The following is a 14,929-nucleotide window of genomic DNA, read 5'->3' on the forward strand; positions in this document are numbered from 1 at the left end:
CGCAGTGGGGCCGCAGAGTTGGGAGCTGACCGGATGGTCGGCCACCGAATGGGCACGGCAGATCGCCAGCCGCGGCGACGTCACCGTCACCATCGACGCGACACCGGGCGGAGTCGACGTCGACCCGACATCCGGGCGGATCCGCATCGACCCGCACGCGGCAGAGCTGTCCGTCGACGATCGCGGACGCGTTCCGACGACCAGGACGCTCATCGATCGCCTGTCCCACCCGATCCTGGCTGGCCTCGTCCTCGACGGAGCCTCACGCGCAGCGCATTCGCGGTGGCGCGGCCGGGTCGGCGACGACGTCCCGGCGGGGGTGCTCGAGGTCGCGTGGGCGCTCGACGCCGCGCGTGCGCACCGCAGGCTGATCATCCGCAGCCCGAGGTCACGGCTGTTCCTCCGGGCGGCCGCCCCGGTGACGATGTCGGTCGTGGGGTCGCCGCGCGTGTTGCTCGAACGCGCGCTGCCCCAGGTCGACGCCGGGGTGCTTCCGCGGTGGGTGGGTGAGCGGACTCGCCCGGTCGTGGAGGAGGAGTTCGGCGCCGACGTCGTCGCCGAGTGCACGCAGATCTGGCGTCAGGTCCTCGCTCTGCGTGACAGCGACGAGGAGCAGTTGTTGGCGTTGTCCGAGCAGTGGTGTCGGCTGCTTCCGGATGCGGATCCCGACAGTGGAAGTGGGGCAGGCGCCGGTCCGGGGGAGGGCGCACTGCAGTCGGTCGGTAGCGACGACCTTTCCGGGGCTGCCGGCGACGGCGTCGGCGGTGACCCCGGGGCCGACCCGAGCGACCCGGAAGCGGCCCCGGGGGAAGGCGCCAGCGATGTCAGCGACCGAGTCGACCCCGGCACCGGGATCGACTCGGGCTGGACAGACCTGCTACGCGATCTCGCCGCGGAGACCTCCGGCGAGGCAGAGCTTGAACTCCACCAGGCACTCGGCCCGCAACCGACGCCCGAGAAGCGCGCCGACGACACCCAACGAGATCTCGCCACGGCCGCAGCGCGATCGGTGTTCGACGCGAAAGCCCTCACCCGCATCCGAAACCGCCCGCCCACCGACACTGACATCGCCGAACGGGCTGCGATCGTCCGCCGCCTCAAGCGCGCCCAGTACGAAGCGCCCCGCCAGGTCACCGAACACGTGGCCTACCCGGCAGGCAAGGCCCGAACGAGCGGACTCGTCCAACGCGCCGCGCAACGCGCCAACGGGCAGGTCGTCACGGCGACACCGTGGCGCCGCAACCGGCGCAAGGTTGCCGAGAAGCCACCCCTGCACGTCGGTGTCGTCATCGACGTCTCCGGATCGATGGACCGCTGGCTCCCGGCGGCCGGCACGGTGATCTGGTCACTCGCGGCCGCGGCGGCAGAGCTCAACGGCACCGCCGCAGCCACCGGGTTCGGTGGCACCGTCACCGCACTCCTCGGACCTCGCACCGGCCCCAACCGCGTGCCCGTCGTCCCCGGCGGCTCATCCTCAACCGGATGCGCCGAAGCGATGTCCGCCGTCACCGCCGGCGCCGACCTCACCGCCGCATTCGGGGCCCGCGTCCTCGTCGTCCTCACCGACGGACAACTCCCGAGCCACGAAGCCTCGGCTATCGATGATCGCGTGCGCTACCTACGCCGCCACGACGTCCAGGTCGTGTGGGCACTGACCGGTGACCGCGAGCGAGCCTCGGTCATCCCCGAGGACACCACGGTCGTCGACCACGTCACCCCGAACGCATTCGCAGGACTCGTCGCCGACGCCATCGCCACCGCACTCGAACTGGCGCACCACGGTCGGGACCGATAGTCAGCGCGGCGTGTCAGTAGGGTGCACGGCATGGCGGCATGGCGCGAGCACGAGATCGAGCGAACCATCGGTGGCACCTTGGACGGGGATGCCATGACTGAGGACTCAGTGCGCTCCCTGGTCCGCAGCTTTGGGCACGAGACCGAGCTGATCGACTTCAAGAGCAAGCTCGCGTTCGAGGACAAGAATGCCAACCCGACTTGGAATGCCCGCCAGGAGCGAGCCAAGGACATCACGATGTTCGCCAACGCCCGTGGTGGTCTGATCGTCTTCGGCGTCGAGGACGAGAGCAAGGAGCCTGACGTCGAGAAGCGTCCCCAGCCATTTGATTCAGGTGATCGACACGATCTGATCGCCGCCTTCCGCAAGGATGTTGGCGATTTCGCCCGACCGATCCCCAAGTACGACATGTTCCCCGTGCCTGCCGCGAATCCCGGCACGTTCTATCTCGTCGCGGTCATCCCGCCCAGCCCGCAGGCCCCTCACGCGGTCATCATGCAGAAGGGTGACAACCGCCGCGCCCTCGCCTACTTCGTTCGCACGGACGGCACCTCGCACAGTCGAGAACTCGAAGAGTATGAGGTCGCGGACCGCTACCGGACACGCTTCCGTGACGCCGAGGAGCGCCGCCAGCACGCGGACGAGGTCTGGTCACGTGGTGTCGAAAGGTTGAAGGATGGGGCCGAGGGGCTCTGGTTGGCGGTCAGCGTCGTCCCCGATGTTCCTGGGGATAGCACGCTGACTCGCGATGCCCGGCGAGAGATCTCCAGCTGGGAAGACAGGCAAGTCTTTCCCGAGGGCGTTGTGGGACTGCTGACCCCCAGCAATGATTCACACTTTCCCGCCCCAGGGGCCGTCGAGTTCACCCAGGTCGGGAAGACTGATGATTCTGAGACGACACCCATAGCGGCGCTCACGTATCGGGCACTTCACGTGGACGGTTCGGGGTTCGCCGCCGTCCGGATTGCCGAACACCTCGCGGACGACTCCGTAACGATCGTGACCGAGGATCTCCTGATCGATGCGCTCACTGCGTGTATTCCCCACCTCATGGCCTGGACGACGGACCGGATCGGGCAGTGGGGGAATGCCACGGTCTCGGCGGCACTCGTCGACAGCGCCGGCACGCACTCAGGTTTCACGAAGGCGGTCCGAATCAAGGATGGAGGAAACGGAAAGGTATTCGGTACCCGATCAGCGAAACGGTCTCGTCGGCCGGTCGCAGCTGCGGACCTCGCAGAGGCCGCCGCGATGCAGGACAAACTCACAGTCGTCTACTCGATTGCGGCTGAGCTGGTGCAGATGTTTGGTCTCACGGAGCCGGCTCTCTTGACTGAGTCGGGCGAGATTCGACGGATCCCGGTGCTCAACGAACGACTTCGAGCCGTCAAAGAGTGGGCAGCGCACCACAGGGTGCCACTCGATGAGGCGAGCTGGCCCGACAGCATCACTGATCGGTAGCTACAAGCTGCCAACGGGCGACCTATCGGTCAAACAGGGCCTGGAGAAGCTGCCGCGCATGATGCCGAGCACCTGAATGCTTCCCGCAGAATGTGAGGCCATCCGTGACCGAACCGACCGTGCGTCACCCGATCAGCATCGAAGACGCCACCCGTCTCGACCCCGCCCAGATCGCTCCACCGATCGTCGTCATCGACGGCGAGCACACCGAGATCGGTGCCGCCCACGGCCGCGTCCTGCCGTTGATCGGCCATCGCCGCCCGTACGTCTACGACGTGTCCCTGCCCGACAAGCGCCGCGTCTACGCCGACACCCCCGAAGATGCTGTCGCGGTGATAGTCGGCGGTGACTACGCCGAGAAGCTCGCCGCCCTGCGCGATCTCGAATCGTCGATCGACGACACCGCGATCGACGAGGCATGGCTGTCCCTGGCCCGCCTCCGGCACGCCCACGCCGACCGGCTCCGGCTGGCCCTGCAGCAGCAGATCAACGACCTCGCCCAGCGTGACGGCAGCTGGGATCACCTCGACGACGAGGAACAGCAGCAGCTGACCAAGGCCGCGGATCCCGATGGCCCCTACCCGGTGGGGGTCCTCGAGGAAATCCCATACGTCGACGAGGAAGACAACCTGCGCACCCGGATGGCGGGTGTGTGGTCCGCGCGGGTGTCGCTGGTCCTCAACACCGGGGACTACGACCCCTACTCGAACACCCCGCTTCCGCTGTCGGAGATGACCCGCGACGGTGTGGTGGTGCCGGGGGACCCGAACCTGGTGGTCCTCGACATCGGCGACAGCGCCGCCTATCTGGAGTCGCTGGAGAAGGCCGGCTGGCTGACGATGTCGGTGTTGCCGGCTGAGCAGCCCGACCCGATCTTCCGGGGCATCAACCTGAGCTGACCGCTGTCCGCCGAGGTCATCTCCACTGCTGGACACGGTGATTCGACCTCCGCGACGCCGGTGCTGTCGGTGCATGTCGCCAGGATGAACAGCAATCGGATCTGCCACACACCCCGAGCGAGGAAGGAGTCGGCGCGGCCAGGAAGCCGCCGCCGGTAGGAGCATGGTTTGCAGAGAGAACAAAGCGAGGTCGACAGCGATCCGCCTCGCGAAGGAAATGTGCAAGGGGCAGGGGCTGGGCTCACTGCACGATCGCGAATTGCAGTCCGCCATTCACGAGCGGCAGCACCACTTCGACGGTGCCCCACCGATGACCACCGAACAGCAGATCGCGTTCGTCGAAGGCCTGCGCCAGCAGATCGAAAACGATCCGTCGATCCCGGATCGGGAGAAGTACCGGCAGAGCTGGGATCAGCCCGGGGTCATCACCCGCCTCGACACCGAACTCGACCGCCTCAAGACCGGGATGTACACCGACCGCTTCGGCAACAAGACGCCGCTGACGGACGCACAGAAGAACGCCGGCAACCAGCTGCAGGCGATCCAGTACCTCGGGACCATGGTGCCGCGCATCCAGTCCGCGAAGGCCACGTACTTCGAGATCAACGCTCGGCACACCGGCCGCAGCATCGGCGAAGTGCAGGCCGAGTGGGATTCGATCATGGCGCGCCAGGGAACCGGCCGCGGCAATGTCGGTATCTCGTTGAAGGATTCGTGGCGCGACGATCTCGCGGTCGCCGGCCTGTCCGCGCAGGGACAGTCTGACATCGGGCAGTCCAAGCGAGCCCGGGATGCCCTCGCGGAGATGGAAGAGCGGCGCCTCGCGCACCTCGCGAAACAGCCGAGCCGGCCGACGATCCGGCCCGAGCACCGTCGTGTCTACGCGCAGTCCGACAACCCGAACGTGCGCTGCGAGCAGTGCGGTCAGTTCGGTCACGAGCAGCCTGCCTGCCCGAACGGCGACCTCGCGGCCCGCCGAAAGGAACTGCAGGCCGAGCACCAGACCGCGACCAACGCACTCAAGGCCGCGTCGGTGCAGCAGGTTCTCGACTCGGGGCAAGAGCCGGTCTATCTGCGCCGCGACGGCGTCGAGGTCGGCGGCGATGAAGCGCGCCGGCTCCTCGAGCAGGACCGCGACAGCTTCGCCGGCGGACAGCCGATCACCACGGTCGCCGAAGCGAACGCGCGACTGAAGGCCGTCGCCAACAGCGACGCCGAGCTGCAGCAGCAGATGGCGGCCCGCACCGGTGGGGTGTCGTCGTGGGTGCAAGAGGTCGCGTACAACGAGGAATCCGGCCTGATGATGGTCACGACCGCGCCGCGGACCCGCAAGGACGGCCAGGTCTCGCCCGGCAAGACCTACCCGTACCGCGTGTCCAAGGAAGAGGCCGCGCAGATCCTCGCCTCCGACGAGGTCGGCCGAGCCATCTCCAACACCGTCATGCGCCGCGGCAACGGCAAGACCAACGACGCCTACCACTGGGAGAACGCTGCCGACGCCCAGGCCGCCCAGGAACAACGCAAGTGCCCGACCTGCGGACGGTGGGCGTCGATGACGTCCTCCCATGCCTGCCCGGTCCCCGGCTCGGCGGCCGCCGACAACAGCACGTCCGATCGCGCGCAGCAAACGCACTGGCGAGCCCAAGCTCGTGCGGCGCGTGAAGCCGGTCTGGAACCACCGGCGCCGCCGATGCAACGGGTCCACCTGATGTCGCAGCGGCAGTTCAAGCTCCCCGGCGGTGGCATCGCGAACGTGCCGCCGCCGCGCGATGTCCGCGACCAAGTCGCCGCTGGCCGCGCGGCCGCCCCGTCGGTCAGCTTCCGGTACCCCGAGGCGACTGTCTCCGGGCAGGCCACCGTCTGGCGCGACGAGTCCGGCGTCGACGTCGTGTCCCCGTTCCCGCAGGCCGGTGGTAACGGGATGCGCTGCACCTGCGGGAAGTTCAGCAGCGGTGGCCGCTGCGAGCACATCGGGAAGGCGCTGCACAGCCTCGGTGACGCGTACGGGGCCGCACCGACCGGGGACACCGCGCTGCGGCCCGGGGTCTCGATGGCGGAGCTGCGCCGCGAGCGCACGTCCGACACCGCCTACGACGCGCCCCGCGCCCCGCTCGAGCGCATGAACTACTCACGCATCCAGAACCTGCGCGCCCAACGCCAGGACACCCACAAGGAGGGTCTGTTCGAGAAGCAGCGTCGGGGCGAGCCGATCAACACCCCGTCGGTGAAGCCACCGAAGAACACCGAAGGCCAAGCGGTTGCCTGGCCGACAACGTTCGAACGGGAAGGCAAGGGCGGCGCGAACTCCGACCGCCCCACCGACCTCCACGACCTTGCAGATGTGCAGTACCGGATCCGAGCTGCCCTGTTCGCCCGCACCCGCACGCACTACTCGGTGCTGCGGGACAAGGACGGCGGGATGCGCATCACCATCCCGAAGGCACGGCGCGCGAAGGACGGAACGATCCCGTTCGCCGAGCGAGCTCGTCTCGCGGACACCCTCGGCATTCCGGCGCACCTGTCCCGCGCGAACGGCGTGTACATCCCGGCGGACACGTCGTGGCGGCACGAGATGCTGTCGCGGTCGTACGGTGACACTCCGCCGCCGATCCGGGCGGCCCGCTACACCGTCGCCTGACGTAGAAAGCACCAGTGGCCCCGAGGAAAACCTCGGGGCCACAGGTCTATTCACTGCTGTTCAAGGTCATGCGTTCGGGAGATACGCAATCGGTCCACCGGACTGCGCGGTGGACCGCCCCTTCAGCAGGTGCAGCACACGTTCCCGCTCAGCGTCTGACAGGGTGGGATCGACGTAGAAGGCCTCGGGGGAATCCTCGTTCGCGCGGAGGTGTCCGAGCTCGTTCACTCGACCAGCCAGTTCCGCCTCGAATGAATACCTGATCTCGGTCATCTCTCGTCCGTTGCGGGCGGTGAAGCGCTGAGTGAGTGTGTCCCTAACCCTGTGAATCTTGAGCACAGTCACGGGGAATCCCGAGATCGTGACAGGCAAGAACCGCGCGTTCTCCACGTTCTGCGGCTCGCACCGCCACCACTGCTGGTCTGCCTCGACAACCTGCTTGGGGTTGAGATCCTTGGATTCCCCCATGAACTCGCGCGGGTACTTCGTGGACGGGTCGTCGTCCGCGGGAGCCATCAACCCCTGTCGCAGCACCGGCTGGCAGCCGTCGGCGATCAGGATGCCACGCTTCGACAGGTCCCAGATTCGCTGGACCGACAGGTCGGGCAGGTATCCGGAATCAAGAAGGCGGTCAATCCCGCCCGGAGAGATCTGCAGCTGGTCGGCGGCCTGTCGCCGGCTCAGGTGGGGGTATTCGGTCGTGTTCTCGCGGTAGGACAGTGTCGGCAGCATGTGCTGCTCCTTTCGATTGTGCCGGATGACGCTCCGGACCTCAGCGGGTTGGCAGCTCGCCCGGCCATCGAACCGAGTTCAGTGTATAGGAGCAAAACGTTTCTGTGCACATAATGGATCGCTACACATATCAGTGCGTGCTGGAGAACTACCTCGATACCGTGCGCGGCAACCACCGGATCACCAAGGGAGACCGCTCGTGAGCAGCGCCATCGACACCATCGACGATCACGACGTCGTCGACCCGAACGCCGGCCCCTGCACCGAGGAGGAAGCCCGCGAACTCGTCCGCGAGGTCGCCGAGGCTGCTGTCCGCTTCGAGGACGCGATGCAGCAGATATTCCGAAGGCGAGCGTGGGAGCCCCTCGGCTACGACAACCCGCAGGACCTGATCCTTGGTGAGTTCAAGGACGGTGGCCTGATCAACCCACGCACCGGGAAACCCTATGGGCGCGCGCACATCTACCGCATGGCCCGCACCGCACTGTTCCTCCACGAGGTGTCCTCCCGCACCGGGGTGGACGCCACCGAGCTTGACGTCGCGGAGAAGGCACTGCGCGCCGCCCGGGAGAACGGTGTCGACGACGTCACGATGCTCACCCAGATCGAGAACCGTGTCATCGCCGCCACCGAGAGCGGTGAGCAACCCGACGGTGAGGCTGTGCAGGAGATCGTCGAATCGGTCATCGCCGAGGCCGCCGGCCGAGCCGCCGCACCGGTGACCCCGGAGACGAACGCACAGGGTGAGGACGCGTGCGCAGTCCCCGCGCCAGGTGAACCTGCCCCCGCGCCGTCCGCATCGACCGGGGCGCACTCCACTGCCGCGGACGGCGACGATCCGACCGACTGGCCCAACACCGATCCCCACCACGAACGCGACACCAGCGTCGACGTCAACGCGGACGATCCGTTCGGGGCGTTCGGTGCGCAGGCAACCGGATCGATGGCCCCAGACGGGGGACAGTCATGGGCTGAAACCCTCGCCCGTACCGACGACTTCATCCGGTTCACCGACACCCTGCGTCTGATCAACGAGATGGGCCGCAAGCTGCCCGAGGTGTCCCAGGTCGCCGAGAAGCTCCCTGAGTTCCTCGACGCCTGCGACGATTCCGAACTGACCGCGTTCTCCGAGGCCCTTGACGACGTCGACATGCTACTTCGCGAGATCCCGCAGATCCGGGAGGCGATCCGCGCCATCCAGGAGTGCACCCAGGACCGCGCCGAGATGATGTAGAGCCTCGGGGTTGTCAGTCCCCGACGACGGATCCGTCGCTGACCCGTCGGTACGGCTGAGAGCCGCAGGAGGACACTTCGACGACCGTTCCGTCCTCGAGGAACACGAACGAGCGTTGCCCGCCGGCGGAGAACGGCAGTGGTCGGGACGAGTAGTACGACGTCCGCCCCTGGTAGGCCGCCCATCGGTAGTAGCCGATCGACCTCATGTACTTGGCGTGAGCGTCCGAGACCGCCGCGTATTCACGCACCCATTCGATGCTGGCGCGCTCGTAGCGAGCTGGGACGAAGCCGTAGTGCCACGCATGCGTGGCGATCTCCGTCCGTACGCCGGGCTCTGCGTCGGCGGTGGGCGGCGTCGTGGTCATGGAACCTCCATGAGTGTCGGGCGAGTGGGGCGTCACGACGGTCTCCCAAGTATGGTCGAGGTGTTTCACTCACCGTCGCGTCGGCTCGCTCGTAGATTCTGTCCGGGATCTGGGGTGACTTGGCTCGTAATGCACGGTCGATTCGAATGGAGGACAAGGCGAGTGGCGAGAAGTCGACGGGCACGGCTGGGACGAGCACTGGAGAACACCAGTGCCCTGCACCTCAGCGGGCGGACATGGGACGACCCGTTCGACGGTGATCCCGACGGGACGGAAAAATCCCTGGTGGTCGAGGTCGAACCATTCCCCACGGATATGAACGGGACGATCGTCCTTGGCAACTCATCGAGCCCGGCACCAGGCGCCGGCGTCGCCGATTCCGCCGACGACAGCGACACCAACTGACGTGGCAGAGCACGGCCTATCGGTTTGAAACACCCACGGCGACCGGTTGCGAAAGTTGTGTCATCACAACAGCACAGCGAACGGCAGGAGCAGCCATGAAGCGCAAGACCGTCGGCGGAGACGAACGAGACGCCTTCACCCGCGTGAGCCGCCGGGCCACCAACTGGAAGCCCGGAGAAGTGAAGCGGATTAAGGAACGCGCCAACCGCCGGGAACGTCGAGCAGTACGACGCGAACTCGCCGCCTGATACACGAGAAGGGTGTCATCCCAGAGGTTCCTCTGGGTGACACCCTTCTTGCGTTCGTGCTTTCTACGCCTATCGGCGCTCCCGGAGTGCTCACCGTGATCAGCGGACGGCTGCGGCGTCGGCGACCGCTTCGAACCCCGGGACCGTCAGCACCGCCAGGACGACCGTCGCGGCCGTGAGAGCCGGAAGCAGCACGATCTTCTCGAACGGCCCGTTCGCGTGGATCCGCAGCAGCGAGGGCAGCGTGAACTCCCACCAACGCTTGCCGTTCACCGTCACCAGCGGCGCGAGGAACGGAATGCCCTCACGGGTGATGCCGTCGCCGATGCAGTGCGTGATGCACCCGAGCGCGACAGCGACCCCGAGGGACACCGAACCGGTCTCGGCGGGGAATGCCTGCCACGCGATCACCGACAGCAACGCGGCCGCGAGTGTGACGGCGAGCCAACCCTGCTTCTTCGACCAGTCCCCGGCCAGCCCCCGAATCGCGAGCCCGAGGGTGACGAACAGCGTCCCGACAATCGCCGGCTTCCCGAACGTCGCGACCAACATCGACACAACCACGCCCAGGACCACTGCGAACAGCAGCGTGTGAGTGAGGGTGCGGTGTCCGTCCGAACGGGTTCCGTCGCGCCGGGTGCCGGTCAACCCGTGGAAGGCCGCGGACACCGCATTGATGCACTCGGACGCCATCTGCGAGACCACGCCGAACGACCGGGCCACTGTCGACTGCGGGTGATCGAGATCGGGCAACAGCGCTGATCCCGCACAGACCCCCGCCCAGGCGAACGTCTCGGCGAGCGAGGACGGACCACCCCAGCCGGTCGGGAGGACCGCAGCGGCCGCGAGTCCGACCGCGGCGCCGGACATCGCGTGTGTCGGACCCATCACCATGACGACACCCCCACCATCGACGGGGCGAGGCTCTCGACGGCAGGCTCGCTGTCCGGTGCTGTCACAGGGTTCCCGCCGATCAGGTCGAAAAGGGCCGGCAGCCACTGGTAGGTCAGGTCGGCGATCGTGTTCACAACCGTCTCGAAGAGCCGGACGATGGTTGTCGAGTCCATGCCCTCGGACTCCGACCAGTTCACCCAGCCGCGGAACACGCCGAGGCCGACCGCCACCCACAGCACGTACTTCAGGATGCTCACCCGTCGTTCCCTTCCGATGCCGGTGCGGTGGTCGACAGTTGGTCGCGGATCGTTTCGCCGAGCTGCGTCCCGGCGCCGTCGGTGACCTTCTCAAGCTGTTCCTTGGCGGTGTCACTGCCCCGATCGAACAGCTCGCTGATCATCTGCTGGCCGGTGCGGAACCATCCCTCGTCGCCGACCTTGGTTCCCCCGGTCATGTACTGGAAGATCCCGAACACGATCCCGATGACGACGACGAAAAACACAACGCGCGAGACGATTCCCTCGCGTGGTCCTTTTTTCGGCGGCACCATCAGCGGTGCCCCTGTGTCGCGTCGCTGATGCCGGACGATCCATTGTCCAGGTCCTGACAGGTGCAGCTCGGGGAGTGGCGTGACCGGCCCGTCACGATCACGCACAGTAGCCAGCTGAGCATCGCGGTTGCGGCGATGCAGAACACGACGATGGCTGCTCGACCCAGACTGTCCGCCGTCTGCCATGCGGCGTGGACAGTTCCTCTTTCACGTGGTGCGAGCATCATCCACATCGCAGCGGCGAGCGGAACGCCCACCACGATCCCCGACCGCACCCTGGTGCAGAACGGGAGCGTCCGCCAACGCTCACGAGCGTGGACGAAAACACCTGGCGAGCCTCCTGTTTCCTGTACAGCAGACATCGGAGTCCTTTCGATCGAAGTCACGTCAACGTACGGGAGGCCTTCACCACGTCGATTTCGCAAAGCATGCGGCTCGACGTGTGACTGCGGACGGCCTGCCTCGTTCGGTACGGCAGTGGCGACCCTGGCGGTCGCCACCCGCGGGGCAATCGCCTGGTTCACCACTCGTCGCCATCCCACTCGTCCTGACCGGTTCCCGCCGCGGCGCCCACCGAGGCCGGCACAGGGGCAACCACGGGCTCCTGCGCGGGCTTGTCCACCACCACCGGCACGGCCTGCACCTTCGGTGGAGCGACGGGCTCGTCGGTCAGCACCCAGCGCGGATCCCGCCCACCATCGGAATTCGGGACCATCACCTGCTGGTAGCCCTGCGCGGCGAGCAGTGCACGCAGGCGGTCCTTCGACCCGGTGATCGGATGCGGCGGCCGCGGCGCCACCGATGCGGGCCAGGGCGCGTCCTCGGTCGAGTTCGGCAGGTACGGCACCTGCACCACGCGGAATCCGAGTTCACTGGTGGTCGCCCAGGCGCGTCCTTTCGGTGTTCCCTCCTCTGGGAAGCGGGTGCCGTGATTCGTGTCGAGAATCTGCTTCGAGGTGTACTCGTTGACCGGCCCGACGCAAAGCCGGAACTCGCACATCTCCTTGAGCTGAGTGGACATGCGGTCCTTGTCGGGCTTCTGCGCTGCCAGGATCATGTTGATCTCCAGTGCTCGGGCGAGCTGTCCGAGTTCCTCCATCTGCGTCCGGGCAGTCACCTTCTGCGCCTCGATGTCCTCGTTGTCGGACTTCATCCAGAAGTTCGCGAGCTCGTCGAAGAACAGGATCAGCCGCTTCGGGGCGGGGCCGTCCTCGGCTTCGAACTCGGGATGTTCGGCATACAACTTCCGCAGGTAACGCAGGTTCCGCACGCCCCGCTTGTTCAGGATCGTCTGGCGGCGGTCCATCTCCTGGCGCACATATCCGACGGCATCGACGATCTCGAGCGCTCCGGCGGCGAAGCGGATAACCGAGGGGAACTCGGGAGTCCACGTGAAGTCGGTTCGCTTGGGGTCACAGACGATGATCTCGGCGACGTCGCTGCACCACAACGTCAAGAACAGGATGATGTCGAGGCTGCAGCTCTTGCCGGCGCCGGTGCGGCCGCCGATAAGGCCATGCGCGCATTTATTGAGATCCCAGTAAAATTCGCCACCACCCTTCTGCGGACCGATGTAGATCTTGCCCTCGCGGAACTTCTCCACCATCTCCTCGAACAGCGGGGTCCCGTTCTCGGGGAACGCGATTGCATTGGCCAGTCGTGGCACTGCAGTGAGATTGACCAGCCCCTCGGCCGAGCGCCAGTCGTAGTGCCAGTCGCACGCGGTGTATAGGCCGTCGTAGTGCTGTTCGAACGCATCCTTGGTCTCGGCCTTCGAGACGTCCAACGCGCCGAACCGCACCCGGACCTGCGCCGGCAATGCGACGGGCGCCTCGTCATCGCAGGGCTCCCACGAGATCACCTCGACGTCGACATCGCTGCGACGGCCGCCGAACTTCTGCTCGACGACACTGCGGAGCCGCTTGAGTTCGAGCTTTCGCAGGGCTGCGATGTGGTTGGACGGGAAGGCACGCGCCTCGACGGTGGTCGTCGCACCGACCGTCCACTCGTAGGCCCACACCACGCCGGCAGTGGACGCGGTCATGGCGTCGTCGATCACGTTCTCCACCGCCCGTTGGTCGCGGCCGGTCGTGAACGCGCCGGACCCGAAGTCCGCGGTGAACGCGATCGGCACCCACGGATCCCCGTGGACTTCCTCCTGCCAACCGGTGACCCGCGAGGTAGCCGAGTCCTTCGTACGCGCAGCCTTGGCCTGTCCTGCGATGAGATCGGCAACCCACCGAGCGGACCGCTTGCGCTTGGCGCCGATGGAGTCAGGATCGACACCGGTGATCTCGAGGGTGCCGTCGGACCAGGTATAGATCCATTCGATCCCGCGCAGATACTCGGCGTCGCAGGCCCGTTCGATGCCGTCACGGGTGTCCTGGGCAGCGACGTTGTGCGACCCGAAAGCGAACGCGATGGCGGCGGGGACGGGGACGGGTCCTTCGGTGGGGTGCTCTCGGGTTGCCCAGTCGGTGACCTGCAGGTCGTACATCCCGTCGGTGAGGTGCTTCGGCGTCAGCTTGAACCAGTCGGTGAATTTGCTGCGTAGATATGCGATCTCGCGCTGCTGATACAGGCGCTCGTCCCCTGCCGGCACCGCCTCGGCGCGGAGCTGTCCAGTCTTGGGATTGGTGGAGTACACCCACCCACCGCCGCTTTCGGTGTAGGGGCTGGGGACCTGGTCCAGTGCCTTTTCCAGTAGTCCGCGGGCCAGGGGTGGCGCCGCGGGAGCGGTCTTCGCGAATGTCACGTCCATCACGAGCGGCCGGTTCTTCGCACCCCATCGCGACACCTTGATCCGCGAGGAGGCCGGCACCCGTACCGCAGTGGTGGAGCGGGGATGCCCGGCGACCTGTCGGGTGTCCTCCACCAGGCCCTCGACGAACCGCCGACGGGCCGGCATCACTCGCATAGCCCTCCCGACAGTCACCGCACCGCCGAGGAGCAGCAGGCCTGCGATCAGGAGCGGCATCGTGGCACCGGATAGGTAGCCGGTCGCTGCGGTGGCGACGAGTAGAAGCCAGTTCCACACCGACCGGCGCAAGCCGAGCAGGGGAGTCGAGTCGGTGAACCAGGTCAGGGTCAGCCAGTCTCGTAGGACTTCGGTTCCCTTCTGCTTCGCCTTCGCCTTGGCGGCGGCACCCGCGCGGGCACCGAATTTGGATCGGGTGGGCATCTGCTCCGGCCTCCCAGTCGACGAACAGGACGGCCACACCGTACGAGGGCAGTTATCCGCCCTCCTCGACATCGTCTGAACGGTCTCGGCGGTGACGTGGCCGCCGTGCGAGGAGGTCTACTTCGGGCTGTACGTGCCGTCCTGGAGGTCGCGGCGATCGCGGTTCAGGCGGGAATCAGCGAGGCCACTCGTCCATGAGGATGGTCGTCGGGGAAGCTCCGGTACCGAATGCCGCGAAAGTACGTAGCCGGCGATTCGTTCCGCCACCGCCGGGCACGTGGCGCCGTCATCGTCTGGTGCAGCACCTCCGTTCGGGAGAGCCAGAACACCGGTTGCCGCTTACCTCGTGGTGTCTCTGTTGCCGGAGGAAGGTCGGTGCCTGCGAATGAAGCCCACTACGAGCCAGGACACGGCGACGACGCCGAAGCCAATCCCGGGGCCCACGGAGTCGGAGGCGAGGTTCCAGATGCACAGCAGCCCGAAGAGCGCCGCGAGTAGCAGATGCGTGCCAAATCCGGGTCGTTC

At 66.8% G+C, this 14,929-nt stretch carries 12 protein-coding genes; 6 read left to right on the plus strand and 6 right to left on the minus strand.

What is annotated here, in order from left to right; genetic code table 11:
• Positions 1-4 precede the first annotated feature (4 nt).
• The 4 genes from U9J23_RS27520 to U9J23_RS27535 all read left to right on the plus strand — a co-directional run bounded on the left by U9J23_RS27520 (position 5) and on the right by U9J23_RS27535 (position 6,793).
• The gene (locus U9J23_RS27520) at positions 5-1,795 is read left to right on the plus strand and encodes a vWA domain-containing protein (RefSeq protein ID WP_326603430.1); all 1,791 of its coding nucleotides are present in this window, start codon (positions 5-7) and stop codon (positions 1,793-1,795) included.
• Positions 1,796-1,825: 30 nt separating this feature from the next.
• Positions 1,826-3,256, plus strand: a complete 1,431-nt coding sequence (locus U9J23_RS27525) for an ATP-binding protein (protein ID WP_326603432.1) — start codon at positions 1,826-1,828, stop codon at positions 3,254-3,256.
• A gap of 104 nt (positions 3,257-3,360) precedes the next feature.
• The gene (locus tag U9J23_RS27530; protein WP_326603434.1) at positions 3,361-4,155 is read left to right on the plus strand and encodes a hypothetical protein; all 795 of its coding nucleotides are present in this window, start codon (positions 3,361-3,363) and stop codon (positions 4,153-4,155) included.
• 310 nt (positions 4,156-4,465) lie between these two features.
• Entirely contained in the window at positions 4,466-6,793 is a 2,328-nt protein-coding gene (locus U9J23_RS27535; protein ID WP_326603436.1) for a hypothetical protein, read from the plus strand.
• A gap of 66 nt (positions 6,794-6,859) precedes the next feature.
• Here the strand turns inward: U9J23_RS27535 and U9J23_RS27540 are convergent, their stop codons facing one another.
• Positions 6,860-7,525, minus strand: a complete 666-nt coding sequence (locus U9J23_RS27540) for a transcriptional regulator (protein WP_326603437.1) — start codon at positions 7,523-7,525, stop codon at positions 6,860-6,862.
• A 199-nt stretch (positions 7,526-7,724) separates the two neighbouring features.
• Here U9J23_RS27540 and U9J23_RS27545 point away from each other — a divergent pair, with 199 nt between their 5' ends.
• A complete protein-coding gene (locus tag U9J23_RS27545; protein WP_326603439.1) occupies positions 7,725-8,759 on the plus strand; it encodes a hypothetical protein in 1,035 nt (344 codons plus the stop codon).
• Positions 8,760-8,772: 13 nt separating this feature from the next.
• On the opposite strand, the gene U9J23_RS27550 is transcribed toward U9J23_RS27545, so the two are convergent.
• A complete protein-coding gene (locus U9J23_RS27550) occupies positions 8,773-9,126 on the minus strand; it encodes a hypothetical protein (protein ID WP_326603441.1) in 354 nt (117 codons plus the stop codon).
• Between the two features lie 500 nt (positions 9,127-9,626).
• On the opposite strand from U9J23_RS27550, the gene U9J23_RS27555 reads away from it, so the two are divergent.
• Positions 9,627-9,779 (plus strand): hypothetical protein, encoded by a 153-nt coding sequence (locus tag U9J23_RS27555; protein WP_169918160.1) that lies wholly within the window; start codon positions 9,627-9,629, stop codon positions 9,777-9,779.
• Between the two features lie 99 nt (positions 9,780-9,878).
• Here U9J23_RS27555 and U9J23_RS27560 read toward each other — a convergent pair whose 3' ends face one another.
• From U9J23_RS27560 to U9J23_RS27575, 4 genes are all read right to left on the minus strand, one after another.
• Positions 9,879-10,673, minus strand: coding sequence for a metal-dependent hydrolase (locus U9J23_RS27560; protein ID WP_193904172.1), 795 nt, complete (start codon positions 10,671-10,673; stop codon positions 9,879-9,881).
• Entirely contained in the window at positions 10,667-10,930 is a 264-nt protein-coding gene (locus tag U9J23_RS27565; protein ID WP_193904173.1) for a hypothetical protein, read from the minus strand. Before U9J23_RS27565 ends, U9J23_RS27560 begins: the two co-directional genes overlap by 7 nt.
• Positions 10,927-11,409, minus strand: a complete 483-nt coding sequence (locus U9J23_RS27570; protein WP_326603447.1) for a hypothetical protein — start codon at positions 11,407-11,409, stop codon at positions 10,927-10,929. Before U9J23_RS27570 ends, U9J23_RS27565 begins: the two co-directional genes overlap by 4 nt.
• A gap of 334 nt (positions 11,410-11,743) precedes the next feature.
• Complete coding sequence (locus U9J23_RS27575) at positions 11,744-14,404, minus strand: FtsK/SpoIIIE domain-containing protein (RefSeq protein ID WP_326603449.1); 2,661 nt, start codon at positions 14,402-14,404, stop codon at positions 11,744-11,746.
• Between the last annotated feature and the right edge of the window lie 525 nt (positions 14,405-14,929).

Source organism: Rhodococcus sp. PD04 (assembly GCF_035918275.1).
Classification (GTDB): domain Bacteria; phylum Actinomycetota; class Actinomycetes; order Mycobacteriales; family Mycobacteriaceae; genus Rhodococcus; species Rhodococcus rhodochrous.

Excerpts from the sequence above, each read along its gene's own strand:
- U9J23_RS27560 (WP_193904172.1), bottom strand. The coding sequence starts at position 10,673 with ATGGTGATGGGTCCGACACACGCGATGTCCGGCGCCGCGGTCGGACTC.
- U9J23_RS27540 (WP_326603437.1), bottom strand. The coding sequence starts at position 7,525 with ATGCTGCCGACACTGTCCTACCGCGAGAACACGACCGAATACCCCCAC.
- U9J23_RS27535 (WP_326603436.1), top strand. The coding sequence starts at position 4,466 with ATGACCACCGAACAGCAGATCGCGTTCGTCGAAGGCCTGCGCCAGCAG.
- U9J23_RS27550 (WP_326603441.1), bottom strand. The coding sequence starts at position 9,126 with ATGACCACGACGCCGCCCACCGCCGACGCAGAGCCCGGCGTACGGACG.
- U9J23_RS27575 (WP_326603449.1), bottom strand. The coding sequence starts at position 14,404 with ATGCCCACCCGATCCAAATTCGGTGCCCGCGCGGGTGCCGCCGCCAAG.
- U9J23_RS27570 (WP_326603447.1), bottom strand. The coding sequence starts at position 11,409 with ATGGCAGACGGCGGACAGTCTGGGTCGAGCAGCCATCGTCGTGTTCTG.
- U9J23_RS27525 (WP_326603432.1), top strand. The coding sequence starts at position 1,826 with ATGGCGGCATGGCGCGAGCACGAGATCGAGCGAACCATCGGTGGCACC.
- U9J23_RS27555 (WP_169918160.1), top strand. The coding sequence starts at position 9,627 with ATGAAGCGCAAGACCGTCGGCGGAGACGAACGAGACGCCTTCACCCGC.